This is a genomic window from Sutterella seckii (assembly GCF_009183815.1).
Classification (GTDB): Bacteria; Pseudomonadota; Gammaproteobacteria; order Burkholderiales; family Burkholderiaceae_F; genus Sutterella; species Sutterella seckii.
Genome location: NZ_WEHX01000053.1, coordinates 1 through 16,318 on the forward strand (window position 1 = coordinate 1; position 16,318 = coordinate 16,318).

10 protein-coding genes are annotated in these 16,318 nt (G+C 56.5%); 7 read left to right on the forward strand and 3 right to left on the reverse strand.

Features of this window, described 5'->3' with window-relative positions:
* The first annotated feature begins 152 nt into the window (after positions 1–152).
* The 3 genes from GBM95_RS07905 (at position 153) to GBM95_RS07915 (ending at position 4,959) form a co-directional block, all read left to right on the forward strand.
* Positions 153–1,520 (forward strand): RloB family protein, encoded by a 1,368-nt coding sequence (locus GBM95_RS07905; RefSeq protein WP_152158593.1) that lies wholly within the window; start codon positions 153–155, stop codon positions 1,518–1,520.
* A gap of 110 nt (positions 1,521–1,630) precedes the next feature.
* Positions 1,631–3,541 (forward strand): DNA topoisomerase 3, encoded by a 1,911-nt coding sequence (locus GBM95_RS07910; RefSeq protein ID WP_226963229.1) that lies wholly within the window; start codon positions 1,631–1,633, stop codon positions 3,539–3,541.
* Between the two features lie 152 nt (positions 3,542–3,693).
* Positions 3,694–4,959 (forward strand): L-cysteine desulfidase family protein, encoded by a 1,266-nt coding sequence (locus GBM95_RS07915; protein ID WP_152158594.1) that lies wholly within the window; start codon positions 3,694–3,696, stop codon positions 4,957–4,959.
* Between the two features lie 65 nt (positions 4,960–5,024).
* Here GBM95_RS07915 and GBM95_RS07920 read toward each other — a convergent pair whose 3' ends face one another.
* Complete coding sequence (locus GBM95_RS07920; protein WP_152158595.1) at positions 5,025–5,612, reverse strand: flavodoxin; 588 nt, start codon at positions 5,610–5,612, stop codon at positions 5,025–5,027.
* Positions 5,613–5,839: 227 nt separating this feature from the next.
* A complete protein-coding gene (gene dcuC, locus GBM95_RS07925; protein ID WP_152158596.1) occupies positions 5,840–7,111 on the reverse strand; it encodes a C4-dicarboxylate transporter DcuC in 1,272 nt (423 codons plus the stop codon).
* A 287-nt stretch (positions 7,112–7,398) separates the two neighbouring features.
* Between dcuC and pepT the strand changes: the two genes are divergently transcribed.
* Positions 7,399–8,685: a peptidase T gene (gene pepT, locus GBM95_RS07930; protein ID WP_226963230.1), complete on the forward strand. Its 1,287-nt coding sequence runs from the start codon at positions 7,399–7,401 to the stop codon at positions 8,683–8,685.
* A gap of 109 nt (positions 8,686–8,794) precedes the next feature.
* Here pepT and GBM95_RS07935 read toward each other — a convergent pair whose 3' ends face one another.
* A complete protein-coding gene (locus GBM95_RS07935; RefSeq protein ID WP_152158597.1) occupies positions 8,795–11,275 on the reverse strand; it encodes an excinuclease ABC subunit UvrA in 2,481 nt (826 codons plus the stop codon).
* Between the two features lie 385 nt (positions 11,276–11,660).
* Here GBM95_RS07935 and GBM95_RS07940 point away from each other — a divergent pair, with 385 nt between their 5' ends.
* The 3 genes from GBM95_RS07940 to GBM95_RS07950 are packed head-to-tail and all read left to right on the forward strand — an operon-like array spanning position 11,661 to position 16,230.
* A complete protein-coding gene (locus GBM95_RS07940; protein WP_152158598.1) occupies positions 11,661–13,931 on the forward strand; it encodes a hypothetical protein in 2,271 nt (756 codons plus the stop codon).
* A complete protein-coding gene (locus GBM95_RS07945; protein ID WP_152158599.1) occupies positions 13,931–14,872 on the forward strand; it encodes an OmpA family protein in 942 nt (313 codons plus the stop codon). The genes GBM95_RS07940 and GBM95_RS07945 overlap by 1 nt, the downstream gene beginning before the upstream one ends.
* Entirely contained in the window at positions 14,872–16,230 is a 1,359-nt protein-coding gene (locus GBM95_RS07950; RefSeq protein WP_152158600.1) for an EH signature domain-containing protein, read from the forward strand. The genes GBM95_RS07945 and GBM95_RS07950 overlap by 1 nt, the downstream gene beginning before the upstream one ends.
* Positions 16,231–16,318 lie beyond the last annotated feature (88 nt).

Sequence of the window (16,318 nt, forward strand, 5' to 3'; positions counted from 1 at the left end):
GCGCGCTACGACGTTGTCTTTGAACTCCTGCGAATATCGCATGTTTTGCCACTCCATGAAAGGTTGAAGGGGTGGCGAAAGTTAGTATGACATCTAATGGACGGATGGGTTCTGCATGATGGTGGCGTCACCAACCATCAGCACCAGACACCATGAACTACGCAAAGCAGAAAGACGGCAGGAGCTGGCTCTTCTATGAAAAGACAGCAAAGGGCAGGCGCAGCATTGCGCTTGCAGTGCTCGCCCGTGAAGACGAGGAGCCTGAGCTCACCATCGAGCGGTTCGAATGCACTGATGCCGATGAGGCGGAGCTCCAGAAACGCCTTACGATGCTCCGAGACCGAATCCGCAGGGACAGATCGAAAATCGCCATTTACTGCGAAGGACAGACGGAATCCAGATACCTCCGAGAAATCGCGAATGCTCTGGGAATCACTTCGAGGATTCAGATCTTCGCGGTGAATGGCGGCGACCCTGGCGCTCACATAGAGGCCATCGCAAAGAATCTGCTGTGGGAAAAGGCTATTGGAAAAGAGTCTTTCGGGGAGTACTGGATGGTGTTCGACCGAGATGGACATCATGGATTCCATTCAGCATTTGAAATTAAGTCGCATTTCAAATCAATTCATCTGGCTTTCACCAATCCATGTTTTGAATATTGGGTAGCAATGCATCATCCGAAGTACGACGGAAAAATTCCGTTGACGGAAGAGCACATTGTCAGCGAAGAAACGAAAGTCGAATTATGCGGAACCAATAGAAAGCGAATCGTGCATGTCCGAACTATTGAGCTCGGCGCATCGCCCGACGACGCATTTGTTCTCGCAAGCCGTCTTTTTCCCGGATACAAGAAAAATGCTGAGGGCTATCTCAGTCTTTTCGGCGCCCATACCGAACGAGCCTATGAACGCATGAAGGCTCTTCCTTCACCGCAGAACGGTCTGGGTTCAGACCTCCCGGCGCTTATCGACCGCCTTTTCGCTTTGAGCGGCCTCACGCGCAGCGAGGGATTCGCCAGGCTAGGGCAAGGGGCATCCACTAATTCGTCAGGGGAAACAGCAAATTCTCCGCAGAGTCTTCAAAAAGGCTTCAATCGAAAAGAATTCGCCATGACCTGTGAGATTCTCTCGCCCCGGATAAATGATTTCAGAAAGATGCTGGATTTGAATACAGCGAAACTTCTTAATGATGATCTCCTGAGCTTTCTACGGCATATCAAGGAAGCTATTCTGATAGTTCCTCAAATGGAAAATGCGATTCCGCCATTGGAACCGGAACAGCAGGAGCGAATTACTATTATGCTCGGAAAGGAAAGTACAGATGCTTCCTATCTTGAATTTTGTACTCGACTTGGTGAAATCAACTGCGTTGTAAAATCATTTTCGAAGAATCCAGACCGCAAATTTAAAAATCAGACCAGACTCAAGGTGCGCGCAAGCACAGAATATTGTCTTGCATGGCTGAATCGATTCATTGGAGAGCGTTCTCAAATACCAGAGAATGAAGGCGCTGCTCCTTGAATTCATTTTCATGAATGGAGAGCAATCCCTCTATCGAACTGCAGCACGCGCATTGAGTGCGTGCTGGTGTATCTTTCTTCTCGCCGTATTCTTCTACCAGGACAACTCCCTTGACCGACATCGACACGCTCTACATCGCCGAAAAGCCGAGCCTCGCGCGCGCGATCGCCGAGGGAATCGGCGTTGAAAGAAGGGAGAAGTCCTTCATCATCTGCCGAAGCGGGACGGTCGTCACCTGGTGCTTCGGACATCTCCTCGAGCAGGCCGAGCCCGACGCCTATCTGCCTGATAGCGTTCCGACCCTCAAGAGCGGCAGAAAGCCCTGGCGCATGGAGGATCTTCCGATCTTCCCGGAAGCGTGGCAGATGGTGAGAAAAACCGACGGCGGCGCGAAGGCCCAGCTTGCCGCCATCGGGAAGCTCCTCAAGTCAACAAGGCGGCGCGTCGTCAACGCGGGCGACCCGGACCGCGAGGGGCAGCTTCTCGTAGACGAGGTGCTTGAGCACTTCAGGTGCCGCAAGCCCGTTGACCGCTTCTGGGCGTCGGCGATTGACCCGGAATCGATCCGGAAGGCCCTCTCTCAGCTGAAGCCCAACCGCAATTTCGTCGGCATGCGCGATGCTGCGCGCGGCCGAAGCCGCGCGGACTGGCTTCTCGGCATGAATCTCTCGCGCTTTTATACGCTGCGCGAGGAGGCGAAGGGCGCGAGGAATCTGATCGTCGTCGGGCGCGTGCAGACGCCGACCCTGACGCTCGTCGCTCAGCGCGACTACGCTGTAAGGAACTTCAAGCCCGTGCCGTACCTCAATATCCTTGCCTCATGCTTCGGCGGCGGGAAGGCTTTCCAGGCGAAATGGAAGCCCGGGGCGAATCAGACGGGTCTCGACGAGGAAAGACGCCTCATTGACCTCGAATTCGGGAAGAAGCTCGTCGAAAAGCTCCAGGGATGCCGCGAAGGCGAGGTGATTTCTGCTGAAACTAAATTGAAGCGCCAGGCGCAGCCCAGATGCTTTTCACTCGCCGACATCCAGCAGGCCGGTTCCAAAGCCTTCGGCTTTACGGCGGAAAAGACCCTCAGCCTCTGCCAGTCGCTCTATGAGAAGCATAAGTGCATTTCATACCCGCGCACGGACTGCCAGTTTCTTCCCGAGAGTCAGCATGCGGATGCGCCGAAGGTGATTGCCGCGATTGCGAAGACGATTCCCGGAGCTGCAGGCATCTGCGGAAAGGCCGATCCGGCGATCAAGTCGCCCGTCTGGAACGACGGCAAGGTGACGGCGCATCACGGCATCATTCCGACGGGACTGGCCGCCGACTGGTCGAGGCTCTCCGCCGACGAACAGAAGCTCTACGGTCTCATCGCCAAGCGCTATCTCGCGCAGTTCTTCCCGGCTTATGAATATGAGTCGACGAAGATCCTTCTTCGGATCGGCGGGGAAATGTTCGAAGCCTCTGGGAACATCCCGAAAAGAGAAGGCTGGAAGGTGCTTTACAGAAAGCAGATCGAGGCCGAACGGCGTGAAAAGGAAAAGGCCCGGAAGGAAGAGGGCGGCGCCGACGACGAGCAGGAGCTCCCGAAACTCAGAGCCGGCGACAAAGTGGAGGTCCGGGAAGTGAAGGGCGTTGAGGCAAAGACGAAGCCGCCGCTTTACTACACCGAAGGCACGCTCATTGCCGCGATGGAGAGCATTCACCGGGCGTACGACGACCCGAGAATCCGGGCGCGCCTCAGGGAAGCCGACGGGATCGGAACGCCTGCCACGCGCGCCGCCATCATTTCGGAATTGAAGCGCCGCGAATTTCTCGTGACGGAAGGAAAGAAGCTCCACTGTTCAGAGAAAGGCAGAGCGCTCCTTCTCAAGGTGAGTCCGAGGATGAGGAGCGCAGTGCTCACCGCGCAGTTTGAGGAGAAGCTGAAGGAAGTCGAAGCCGGCCGCATGACGCTCGAGGCTTTTGAGAATGAGGTGAAGGCATTCGTCAGGAGCGAACTCGCTTCCCGTGCGTCACAAAATGTCAAATAACGACGCTTTCGGCGTCCGTGGACCGATAGTCGCCGCGGCACCGGCACCGTCCCCGCGGATCCCTGTTTACGCCTAATGGATTCTTCTCTGTTGCGTTTCCTGATCCGATTGGCTAAGTTGTTTTGCCTATCTCTTTCGGGACCCCTGCGACCATGACGGATTCATACACTCCCTACCGCGAAGCGCTTCTCAAGGAACTTCTTCCCGCAATGGGCTGCACCGAACCCATTGCGCTCGCTTATGCCGCCGCTGAAGCCGGAAAGCGCCTCGGCGGCTTCCCGGAGTCGATTGACGTTGAAGTCTCCCGCAACATCGTGAAGAACGTGAAGAGCGTCATCGTTCCGAATACGGGGGGTCTCTACGGCATTGAAGCCGCGGTGGCGGCCGGTTTCGTCTCGCGCCGCCCGGAGGCGAAGCTTCAGGTACTTGCTTCTGTTTCGGACGCGGAGCGCAGCGAAATCGGAGAGCGCGTTCATGAACCCATGACGATCCGTCAGTCGACGGAGCCCGATGTGTTCTTCATCCGCGTGACGGGAAAGCTCAAAGGCAAAACCACGTCGGTTACGATCCGCACCTATCACACGAACATCACCTGCATTGAAGAGGACGGCCGGCGCATCTTCTCCGAAGGCGACGCCTGCGAGGAGGATGCCCCCGAAGAGAACTGGTCGATTGCGGAGCTTATCCGCATCGCGCGCGAAATGCCTCTCAAGGGCACTGAAACGGAAGCGCTCCTTCGCCGCCAGATGGAATGCAATCTCGCTATCGCCAGAGAAGGACTGAAGGGCAGCTGGGGCGCCACCATCGGGCAGATTCTCCTTGCGAGAGACGCCGATGATCCGGCCGTAAAGGCGCGCGCCTGGGCGGCTGCGGCATCCGACGCCCGCATGAACGGCTGCGAACTCCCCGTCGTCATTGTGTCGGGGAGCGGCAATCAGGGGATTACGGCGAGCGTTCCGGTGGCAATCTTCGGCGAGGCGCTTCATTCGACGGATGAGGGAGTCATCCGCGCGCTCCTTCTCTCAGACCTCGTCACGATTGCGCTCAAACAGGGAATCGGCAAGCTTTCCGCCTACTGCGGCGCGGTGAGCGCGGGGTGCGGAAGCGGCGCGGGCATCGCGATGCTCGAGCACCTTTCAGACAAGGACATTGAAGCCGTCATCAGCAATGCGCTCGCGATTACGTCGGGGCTTCTCTGCGACGGGGCGAAGTCCTCGTGCGCCGCCAAGATCTCGATGTCGGTCGAGGGCGCGCTCCTTGCGCTCGATATGGTGAAGCACAAGAAGGCCTTCCGGGCGGGCGACGGCATCGTGCAGGAAACGACCGACGATACGGCGGCTGCGGTCGGACGCATCGCGAGCCAGGGGATGGTCGACACGGACCGTGAAATCATCCGCGTGATGCTTCACGAATCCTGAGGCGGCACGTGCATTGCCGCCTCAGGCTGTCACTCTGAAAAACTGAAGGCTCCATGATTAAAAAGTTAAGTCCCGCTTTTCAGTGCGATCCCGTCGGCTTCAAGCCAGCCGCGGACGACTGAAAGGTCCCTCACGCCGCCCCAGCCGTAGACCGTATGGCCGGGGAGAAGCCTTGCATTGGGTTCGAGCCTCGCGATTTCCTGCTGGCTGTTGCCGAGGCCGCTTCCGCCGCTCGTGGAGAAGTGGAAGATCGTCTTCCCGGAAAGATCCGTATTTTCAAGGAAGGTATAGAGCGCCATCGGCATCTGACCGCTCCAGATGGGGTGGCCGATCGCGATCACGTTGTAGGCGGAGAGATCGGGAAGCGGCCGGATGGGCGGCCGCGCCTTGCTTTCATGTTCGGGCACGGCGATCTTCACGGTTGCCTGGTAGTCCCGCGGGTAGGGCGTTACCGTTTCGATCCGGGCGATGTCGCAGCCGGTGAGGCGCTGGATTTCCTCTGCGACCTTCTGCGTGCTCCCCGACCAGGAGAAATAGAGAACGATCATTTTCTTCGGATCCGCTGCATGGGCGGCGCGGCAGCCGGCCGCGGCGGCGAGAAGTCCGGCAAATGCTCTGAGGCAGGTCCGGCGCTGCAAAGTGCGATTCGTCATGTTCTTCTCCTAAAGAACGTTTTGAACTTGAGGAAAAGTCTAGAAGCGGGACCTCGCTCTCATCTGCCTCTTCCTCTCAAAGAATCACTCTTTTCGCGCAGTCCTGGTTGAATAGAGAAGGCCCGGAATCCCATCGAGGAATCCGGGCCTTCTGAAGCGAACTCTGTCGCCGGCGGCATCCGGACTCAGGCTTCACTGCGTCCGGACATTGCTGAAAGCAATTTTCGTCAACTGATGAGGAAGAGGAACGTGAGCGTGCAGATCTGCACCGGCGCGGAACGCTTGATCACTTCGATCGGCGAAACGCCGGCAATGCCGGATATCACGATCACGCCGGCGGCGAGAGGCGAGGAAACGCGGCCGAACGTTGCGGCGACGCTCGCGAGGTAGCCGAGGTCGGGAATCGTGAGGCCGAAGGCGGCGGCATGCGGAGTCACGGCTTCATTGAAGGCGAAGGCGGCAGCGTCGCCCGAACCCGTCATCACGCCGAGAACGTAGGGGCCGACGGCAGCGCCGAGCTTCGCGAGGTCGGACGAACCTTTGAGCGCCTCGACGAAGACGTCGATCACGCCGCAGGAGCGCAGGCCCGCCGCGAAGACGCCCGCCGCAATGATGAGGCCGAGAATATTGCCGTAGCCGTGACCCATGCCGTCAAAGAACTTGCGGGTGATGTCGGCGGGATTGAAGCGCGTGACGAGGAGCGTGTAGATCACGCCGATCAGCATGGCGGTCGCAACCGAAATCTTCACCTGCGGGAAGCAGACGGCGACGACGAAGAGGAGCACCACGGGAAGGAGCGGCGCGAAAGCCCAGAGGAGGTTCGGGTGTTCGGGGAGGTCGACCTTGTTGGCGGCGTCATGAACGCCGTCGTTCTCAAAGCCGCCCTTCTTGAAGTCGCCGAAGAGAAGGCAGCAGCCGACCATGAGCGCAATGCAGACGATGGAAATGAGGAGCGTGCGGGTGCCCGTGTAGGTGAGGTAATCCATGATGGGCCAGTCGGCGAGCTTCGCGACGAACCCGTTGTGCGATGAACCCGGGGACCAGAAGGAGGGAAGCGTTGAGGCGATCACCGTGGCGGCGGCCATGGCCGGACGGAAGCCCGCGCGGATCATAAGGGCGCAGATCGTGGGACCGATCGCGGCGCACATGCCGGCGAGCGACGAGATCGCGATCGAAACGACGCCCGTCACGATCATGCAGCAGGGAAGAAGGAGAATGCCGAGCTTGTTGAGGGGCTTCGTGAGGAGCGAGACGAGATGCAGGTCGCACTTCGTGATGTTCATCACGCGGGCAAAGCCCATGGCCGAGCAGATCACGATGATGAGCGAGGCGCTCGTCATCGACTTGTCGAACTGCTGGAAGGCTGCAATCGGGTTGAGCGACAGCAGGCACATGACGAAGCCCGAGGAAAGAAGCACAAGGCGCGTTTCCCAGCGCTTCAAAAGCCCGTATACGGTCACGCAGACTACGGCGAGCGCCGCCCACATTTCCCATGTCATGAATTTCGTCTCCTGGTGGTATAAGAAAACGTCATCTGAAAATGAATAAACATTTTCAGATGACATTATTGAAATATAAGTTATTTTGCGTATTCTAATAATGAATACAGCACTATCTATAGGTGCATCTCCCTAGTGCGGGAAGGTATCGGACCGCTGTGACAGAGGGTTTGCACTAGTTTTGAGCGTCCTACCCAAAAACACACTGCGCTCAATACTTATCCCGGGACTAAACTTCGATGCATTTCCCTTTATTCGGGTAAACATTTTCTTTTCGGGAGTCGTTCATGCTGGAAATGAGCTATTACGGGAATTATTCGAAATCCGAATTTGAGTCGCTGCCGCTGATCCTGCAGCGCTTCCTTTCCTATACGCAGTACGACACGACGAGCGACCCGCAGTCGCCCGACTTTCCCTCAACCAAAGCGCAGCTTGCCTATGCGGCGCTTCTCGAAAAGGAATTCCAGTCTGCGGGCGTCCGCGAAACCCGCGTGACGCCCTTCGGCATCGTCTACGGCTGGATCGAGGCGACGAAGGGTTATGAGAATGCGCCCGCGCTCGGCCTCATCGCGCACATGGATACGTCGCCCGAGGCGAGCGGCGCGCCGGCCAAATGGAAGGTGATCGACTACGCGGGCGGCGACATTTGCCTCAACAAGGAAAAGGACATCGTCCTTTCGCTTGACCGCTTCCCCGAGGTCGGGAAATATGCCGGCGAAAAGCTCGTCGTCACGGACGGCACGACGCTTCTCGGCGCCGACGACAAGGCGGGGGTTGCCGTGCTCGTTGAAACGGCAAAGTTCTTCGTCGACCACCCGGAGATTCCGCATGCGCGCCTCTGCTTCTGCGTGACGCCCGACGAGGAAATCGGCCGCGGAACCGCGAAATTCGATCCGCAGGAATTCGGCGCCGCCTATGCCTATACGGTTGACGGCGGCGAACGAGGGGGCTTTGATACCGAAACCTTCAATGCGGCAATGGTGACGGCGCACTTCGAAGGCCTCAACGTTCATCCGGGGTCCGCGAAGGACAAGATGGTGAACGCCATCCGGATGGCGATGGACTTCCTCTCGCGCTTCCCGTCGGAAAGCGTTCCCGAGAAGACCTCGATGTATGAAGGCTTCTTCCACCCGATCGGAATCACGGGCGCCGTGCGCGGCGTCGACGTCAGAATGCTGATCCGCGACCACGACAACGTGAAGTTCGAGGACAGGAAGGCCTACGCGAGGAAGGTGGCCGAGGAGATGAACAAGGTCTGGGGCGGACGCGTCACGCTCACCGTGAAGGACCAGTACTACAACCTTAAAAACTATCTCGAGCACTTCCCGAAGGTCTGCGACATCGCGCGCGAAGCCTTCCGCCGGGTTGGGCTCGACATTGTGGAGAACCCGGTCCGCGGGGGATCGGACGGCTGCCGCATCTCCGAGATGGGTCTTCCCACGCCCAATTTCTTCACGGGCGGTCTCAATTTCCACGGCGTTTATGAGTGCCTCCCGGTGGAATCGCTCATCAAGTCCCATGAGGTTGCCGTGGAGCTCGGGAAAATGTCGGCGGAAGTGACGACGCTCCGCTGATATTCTTTCGGTCCCCAGAGCAGAACGGCCTGATTTCCCAGGAATCAGGCCGTTTCCGCAATCAATCAACCGGAGGGATGCATGCCGCATGGATTATTCATTCGAATGTTCAAATGAACCTTCCGGTCTGACTCTCCGGCGTTCCTTTGATGTCGGATGGAGTTCCTGATGCGACAATGCGGCCGCCTTCTGTGCCGCCGCCGGGACCGAGGTCAATGATCCAGTCGGCGTTTCTGATGACGTCGAGGTCGTGCTCAATCACAATCACGGTTGCGCCGTTTTCGATGAGTCTCTGGAAAACTTTCAGGAGCGTCATTACGTCGAGCGGATGGAGACCAATCGTCGGCTCGTCGAAGACGAAAATGGCGTCCGACTGTGTCTTTCCCATTTCAGAGGCGAGCTTCAGGCGCTGCGCCTCACCGCCTGAGAGCATCGGAGTAGCTTCTCCGAGCGTCAGGTAGCCGAGTCCGAGATCCTCGAGAGTCTTCAGGCGCTGAGAGACGATCTTCAGGCCGTCGCAGGCCTTGAGGGCGCTCGTGATGTCCATCGCCATGATTTCCGGGAGCGAATAGCTTTCGTTCTCCTTGTTCCGGTGTTTCACTTTCTGAGCGTCGGCCGCATAGCGCGAGCCCCGGCATTCAGGGCAGGGGATGTCGACGTCGGGCAGGAACTGGACGTCGAGACTCACGATGCCCGTACCGTCGCAGACGGGGCACCGGAGCTTCCCGGTGTTGTAGGAAAAGTCGCTCGCTTTCCAGCCGAGCGCTTTGGCGTCTTCGGTACGGGCGAAGACCTTTCTCAGTTCATCATGAACGTTTGCATAAGTGGCGACGGTCGAGCGCACATTGATGCCGATGGGCGTTGCGTCAACAAGCTTCACCTGCCGGATCTCCAGTGCGTCAATCGATTTGACGTGCGAGGGGAGGGGCTTCCCGGCGAGCTGCGCCTCAAGCGCCGGTACAAGCGACTCGAGAATGAGCGTTGATTTTCCGGAACCCGAAACGCCAGTGACGACCGTAAGGCGGCCCTTCGGGATCCTCACGGAGAGCGGATGCACTGTATGGATGCTCTCGGTTTGCATTGCAATGACGCCGAGGTCGAACATATGTTCCTTCGGCGTGACGTCGCGACTGCGGATGGTTTTGCCGGATAGGAAAGGACCAATCAGGCTCTTCGGATCGGCTTCGATTGCCTTAAGCGGCCCCTCTGCAATCACAGTACCGCCGCCGGCACCGGCCTCCGGTCCCATTTCGATCATCCAGTCCGCAGCGTTCAGAATCTGAACGTCATGATCGACGAGGACAACGGAATTTCCGTCGCGGATCAGGTCTCTCATAACGCCGATCAAGCCCATGATGTTTGCCGGATGAAGACCGATGGAAGGCTCGTCGAGGACGTAAAGCACGCCCGTCGTTCTGTTTCTGACGGCGCGCGCGAGCTGCATGCGCTGGCGTTCACCCGTTGAAAGCGACTCGGCGGAGCGGTCAAGCGTCAGATAGCTGAGCCCGAGGTCGAGGAGGCGCTTTGCAGTTTCGAGGAACGAGGCGCAGATGTTTTCTGCCATCGGGCGCATCGGTTCCGGCAGCGTCTCAGGCACGCCCTTCACCCAGAGCACGAGTTCGGAAAGCGTCATCCGGCAGGCGTCGTCAAGGCCGATTCCCCGAAGGCGCGGAGCACGGGCGGCTTCCGAGATTCTGGAGCCATGGCAGTCCGGGCAGACGTCTTCCTTCAGGAACTTCGCAACGCGCTTCATGCCGGCGTCGTCCTTGACCTTGGCGAGCGCATTTTCGACGGTGTAGACCGCGTTGTAGTAGGTGAAGTCGAGTTCGCCCGCTGTCTGGATGTCGGAGTGCTTGGGCTTATAGAAGATATGCTTCTTCACGGCAGGGCCGTTGAAGACGATGTCTTTTTCCTTTTCGGTCAGGTCCTTGAAGGGAACGTCGGTACGTACGCCCATGGCGCGGCAGACGTCCGTCATCAGGGACCACATGAGTGAATTCCAGGGAGCGACCGCGCCTTCATCGATCGTGAGGTTCGGGTCGGGAACGAGCGTGGAGCGGTCGACGGTTCTCACAATCCCGGTGCCGCCGCAGGTCCGGCAGGCGCCCTGGCTGTTGAAGGCAAGATCCTCGGCAGAGGGCGCATAGAATTCCGCGCCGCAGACAGGACACTTGAGCGGCTTTCCGGCAGCGACATTGAGGCTCGGCGGCACGTAGTGGCCGTTCGGGCAGCGGTGGCTCGCGAGCCTCGAGAACATTAATCGAAGGCTATTCAAAAGTTCGGTGCCCGTGCCGAAGGTGCTGCGGATTCCGGGGATGCCGGGACGCTGGCGGAGCGCGAGCGCTGCCGGCACATAGAGAACTTCGTCAACGTCGGCCTTCGGGGCCTCGGTCATGCGACGGCGCGTATAGGTTGAAAGCGCTTCGAGGTAGCGTCTTGAACCTTCGGAATAAAGAATTCCAAGCGCGAGCGACGATTTGCCTGAACCCGAGAGGCCGGAAACGGCCACGATTTTGCCGAGAGGCACGTCCACATCGATGTTCTTGAGATTGTGGACGCGCGCGCCGCGGATCTGAATGGTGTCAACCATAAGCTTTGCCGAAACGGAAGAGATTCAATGCCTGCAAGTCTAGCTTCGGCGCAAACGGTGGTTGTGACGCTGTGTGAAAAGCTTGTTTAAGGACTTGAACCGTTGGCAAGGATATGGGACCAGAGTCCTTCGGAAAAGTCATTACTCAACATAACGACTATTATGATGAATAATTTATAGCGCCTTTCATGGCACTTTGTCAGATTACCCGATCAGCGCGATTTACCCAGTGGTTCTGTAAAATTTCTGAATTCTCTCCAGAATTACTGCAACCAGCTAATTTGATGACGCGTACTGCTTTTCTCTCTCGGTGTCGGCAAGATTAAAACCGCTTACTCCATCTGAATTCGCTCCCATTCGTTCTTTACAGTTGACGCAAGATTAAATGTCCTTTTCCGCATATTGCAAGTTGATCTTTTCTCTGATAATGATCGCCGTATTGTGTCTGGCGGCCTTTTTCGTTATTAGAGAGTTCCCTCATCAACTTGTATCCCAAGACGTCACTTACATTCTCTGCGCAATCATTGGGTTGATTTTTATTAGGGCTGCCTACAAATACTGGACATTAACGGGCGGTCTATTGGACAAACTTCAAACCGCCATCGATGTTCTTGAAGCGAATAGTCTATCTCCCGCAACATGGGAAGCCGTAAACAATAAATTTGAGGATAATTCTTTAATCGCAGGCCCATGGAAGCGTTTCGTACGGGAAAGCCGCGTGACGGCTGACTCTTGGATCCAGGGCGAAGACGGTCTTATTGCCGTCAACTCCCCTCGCGCCTATCTGAATGAAGACTCGCTTTACTTGGCTAACGTGAATGCCGGTCTCTACGCTGCCATCCCTGGGATTCTGACTGGTGCAGGTCTTCTTTTTACTTTCACCGGGCTCTCTGCGGGCATCTCTCTTGGGTCTCAAGGTCTCGCGTCGACGCATCTCGATTTGTCTCTTCTCCTTGAAACGCTGACAAACCTCCTGAGTGGTGCTGGTCAGGCTTTCCTTACATCTCTGGTCGGGCTCCTGTTGTCGCTTCTATTCGTGTTCGGCTCAAATCACCGTCACAATGCCCTGCTCGTCAGCATCGAAAAGCTGAATGAAAAAATCGAAGACGGCATTACCGTTCTTTATGCCGAGGCCCTTCAGTATGAATCCGGGAAGCTCCTCGTCGACCAGGGCAAGAAGATGACAAGCCTTACCGATGACGTGAAGCTCAAGCTTGACACGCTCTTCACAAAGCTTCTCGATGGGATCAAGGCAGAAAATGAAGCCGAAGCTGCTGCGCGGAACAAAGCTCAGATAGAGATCGTTCAAGCCATCAAATCAATCGAGGCCGGCATCAGCTCGATGTCTGAAAATCAGGTCAAGCAGATTGAAGGCGTGATGAACGAGGCGGTTTCGAAGCTTTCGGATATCGTCGAATCGCAGCTCCACGCCATTTCTGCTGGTCTTACTGATTCCGCCAACGCAATCAGCGCCGCATCTGCTGAATTCAAGAATGCCTTCCTTTCCATCAATCAAAAGGTGGCGGGTGCAGTCGAAGCCACGAAGCAGCATGTCACGGAAATGGAAAAAGCCTTTGACCTTGCGAGTACCGAGATCGAAAACCGCGTTGGCGCTCTCAAAGAGGTGCTCGACGCCTCCGCAAATCGCCTCGATGAAATGGCTAAGGAGCTCCAGACGAATGGCGTCTCTTTCGGCGATGCGCTCAAGGCTTCGGCTGATGCTGCTAAGAGCAGCCTGACCGCCGGTCAGGAGGCTATCGAAGGTGCTGCCGGAAAAGCGGCTGAAAGCTTCGCGACAATCGGTCAGGCGGGAGACGCTTTTGCTGCCACCATCAACCAGGCCGGCGTTGATTTCTCCAACTCGAGCGACGATGCCGGCAAGCGCTTCGGCGATCATGTCGACAAGGCTGCCGAGTCGATTACTGGTCTCATGGGTCGCCTTGAATCCGGTCAAAAAGCGATGGTCGGAAATTTAGGCGCCCTGCTCGATGCCCTCAGGAACTATCAAAACACGATAGATGAAACGTCTCGTCTCTTTGCTGAGGCGCAGTCATTTGAGGAATCGATCAAGAAGGCCGCTGCTCTTGTCGCTTCGAGCGCTGAGACAAACGCTGGTACGCTTCAGAAGACGTCCGCCGAGCTTGGCGAACGTCTCAAGGAGACGCTGGAGAACGTCGCGGAATCGAGTGCCGGCATCACAGAACAGCAGCAAGCGATTCAATCCAGTCTCTCAAACATGATCACCAATGCCGAGAAGATCCAGGAGATCACAATGACCCACTTCTCGAACATCACTCAGCAGCTCGACGTTGTCCATCAGGGCCTCAAAAAGCACCTTGAAACGGCCGATTCTCAGCTTGCGAACGCTGTTTCGAGCATGAGCTCAGGACTTGATCAGTGGATCGAATCCCAGGATGCAGCCTCTGACAAGATGCTCAAGACTGCTCGAGGCTTCAACGGCCTTTACGGCAATCTGGACGAAGTCCTTACGGATATGAATAAGCAGCTCGAAGTCATGAAGGGAGCGATGCGTGATCAGTTTGCCCTTCTGACTTCGTACAAGAAGGAACTCAGCGAACTCAGCAAAACTGCCTCTTCTCTCAGGAACACGCAGGCAGTCGCTTCGGGATCTTCCAACGCTGCAGGAGGTAACTGATGCCGAGAACCAGCATACGGCATCAAGGAAGCGAGGGACGGTCGGAAAACTACCTTGCAAGCGTCTCGGATTTGATGTCGGCGCTTCTCTTTGTCTTCATCATCGCCCTCGCCTGCGCCATCATTCAGGCTCAGAGCGCTGCGAATGATGCTGAAGATGCTCAGACCAGAGCAGAAGCCGCGGAAGCCCAGGCCATGACGGCTCACAAGCAGGCAGAAACTGTCCGCAGTCGTCTCGTGGAGGTGGAAGAGCGCCTTCGCGGGAATAATGTTGCTCGAGCAGGGCTCCTCATGCACATCAAGGAAACGCTTGACGCTGAGTTAGGCATTCAGGTCTCGATCGACACGAGCAAGGGCGTGCTGAGGCTCCCGGAAGAAGCCGTGACGTTCAGGAAGCAAAGCTACGTTCTCGAGGATCCATACCTTGAGCGCGTTGCGGAAATGGGAAAGTATTTCGCCAAGGTTCTCCCCTGCTACCGTCCGGCTGGTGAGGACAACCCTGCCGGCGCGGCGCCCTTCTGCAGAACCCTCAATCCCAACGGCAACCTACTTGATGCCGTCTTTATTGAAGGCCACACAGACAATCTGCGCTTCCGCGGCGACACGAGCAACTGGCGAAACCGCATGCTTTCTGCTTCGCGAGCAAACTCGGTATTCGAGGTCATGGTGCTCGGCAATTCGGAACTCGCCGATATGACGAACAGCGCCGGCGAATCCTTGTTCTCTCTATCCGGGTACGGCGCGGATCGGCCGCTGCCAAATCACGACCATGCCGAGCCGACGGATGATCAGGCGAACCGCCGCATCGAGTTCCGCTTCATTTTCGAAGAGCCGAAGCTGCGCGATGAAGAAGTCAGGATGATTGCCGCGCCCGACCTTGCGCAGAACGCTTCTTCAGACAAACCTGCATCTGCCTTACATCAACCCAATGAGGCCCGCTGATGCGTTCATGGACCGATCTTGAAATCTTTCTAAAGAAGGTCAGCCTTCGCGTCTCTACGTCGAAGTACAACCGCATGAAGCAGGTCAACGATGTCTCGCTTCATCTGCAGGACAAGTGGGAGCTCTTCGGTCCTGTCGGCCCCGATCCTCGGGAGATCTGGTCTCGTCTCGATCGTTGGGGAGATCAAGCGGACATTCAGCCAAACGAGGTGCAGGCTGCTGTGCGCGCAGCTCTCTTCGGCGCCGGCGCCGACTGCCAGCCCTTGTGGAAGCGTCCGGGGATCCTCGCGTATTTGCAGAAACTGACGCTCGAAACAAGCAATCGGCGTGCAGCAATCTGCTTCGCCCTGGGCTTTTGGGAAATATGGCCTGAGGATACCATGGGGTTTAATGACCTCGTTAAGTCCATCAAGGCCGTCAAGCAGCTGGATCCGGCGCTCTCCGATTCTTTCAAGCGAGGTTATTTCGAGCGCGGCTTCTGTGAATCAATCGGTAAAAGGGTTCCTGACAGTAGGTTCCTTGAACCCTACGCTGAAGAACGCACCGAGCTTTTTCGCCGGCCATCCATGAATATGTTCCGTCGTATTTGGCGCGCCCGCTTCCCGCAGTACGGCGAGATGATGAAGAACGTTTTCATGCCGGTTCAGTCGGTTGCCATAGCCAAAGGAAATGCGACATTTGCTCCGCGTTGTGATCGGCTGAAGCAGCGGCTCGACTTCATCAATCAGGACAGCCGCATCAACAATCGGCTCATTGATGAGAGTCTCATCAATGAGTTCGGCCATGCCATTCTCGAGCCTTTTCTCGATAAGTTCGCCACGAAAATGCTGCCTGATGAAAAGGAGCAGGTACTCATCGTCGACTTCTTCGAGAGGATAATTGGTCCATCTGCTCAGCTACATGATCGACGCTTCAGCACCCTGGATGACGAACTAAAGACCCTGCTCAAACGCTGGATGAACGGCCGCAAGCTCAACTGGGCTTTTGACGTCATTGATTCAGCGACACGTCGTCAGATCGATAATGCCAAGACTGAACAATGGATGAAGCGCCGCGAATACTGGCAAGGAATCTGGAGCAAGGGTTATATCGATGAGATCCAGGTTTCCATGAGAAAACGCTTGGCAGATGAATATCGATTTCAGCATCCTGACATCCAACTCCTTGTTGGAGCCCCTCCTGGCATCTCTGCGATTGTCATTACGCTCACCCGCCCGGGCAGCAATCCCATTCAGGTTATTGAAATGAGCGGTAATGGGGCATTACGTCTCTTTAATATGCACGCTTTCCCGGGATTGGACTTCCGTAGAAAGAGGACTCTCGATTATGGGGATGTTAAATATCTAAGGATGCTCTGAGCAAATCGAAAGATAATGCATTAATTGTATAAATATCAAATATATGATAGAATATATCTATCATGAATAGATTTGCGAGAGGCTTCTG

What these genes read in the sequence shown, in the direction of transcription:
- GBM95_RS07905 (WP_152158593.1), top strand. Translation starts at nt 153, where the DNA reads ATGAACTACGCAAAGCAGAAAGACGGCAGGAGCTGGCTCTTCTATGAA.
- GBM95_RS07915 (WP_152158594.1), top strand. Translation starts at nt 3,694, where the DNA reads ATGACGGATTCATACACTCCCTACCGCGAAGCGCTTCTCAAGGAACTT.
- GBM95_RS07920 (WP_152158595.1), bottom strand. Translation starts at nt 5,612, where the DNA reads ATGACGAATCGCACTTTGCAGCGCCGGACCTGCCTCAGAGCATTTGCC.
- dcuC (WP_152158596.1), bottom strand. Translation starts at nt 7,111, where the DNA reads ATGACATGGGAAATGTGGGCGGCGCTCGCCGTAGTCTGCGTGACCGTA.
- pepT (WP_226963230.1), top strand. Translation starts at nt 7,399, where the DNA reads ATGCTGGAAATGAGCTATTACGGGAATTATTCGAAATCCGAATTTGAG.
- GBM95_RS07935 (WP_152158597.1), bottom strand. Translation starts at nt 11,275, where the DNA reads ATGGTTGACACCATTCAGATCCGCGGCGCGCGCGTCCACAATCTCAAG.
- GBM95_RS07940 (WP_152158598.1), top strand. Translation starts at nt 11,661, where the DNA reads ATGTCCTTTTCCGCATATTGCAAGTTGATCTTTTCTCTGATAATGATC.
- GBM95_RS07945 (WP_152158599.1), top strand. Translation starts at nt 13,931, where the DNA reads ATGCCGAGAACCAGCATACGGCATCAAGGAAGCGAGGGACGGTCGGAA.
- GBM95_RS07950 (WP_152158600.1), top strand. Translation starts at nt 14,872, where the DNA reads ATGCGTTCATGGACCGATCTTGAAATCTTTCTAAAGAAGGTCAGCCTT.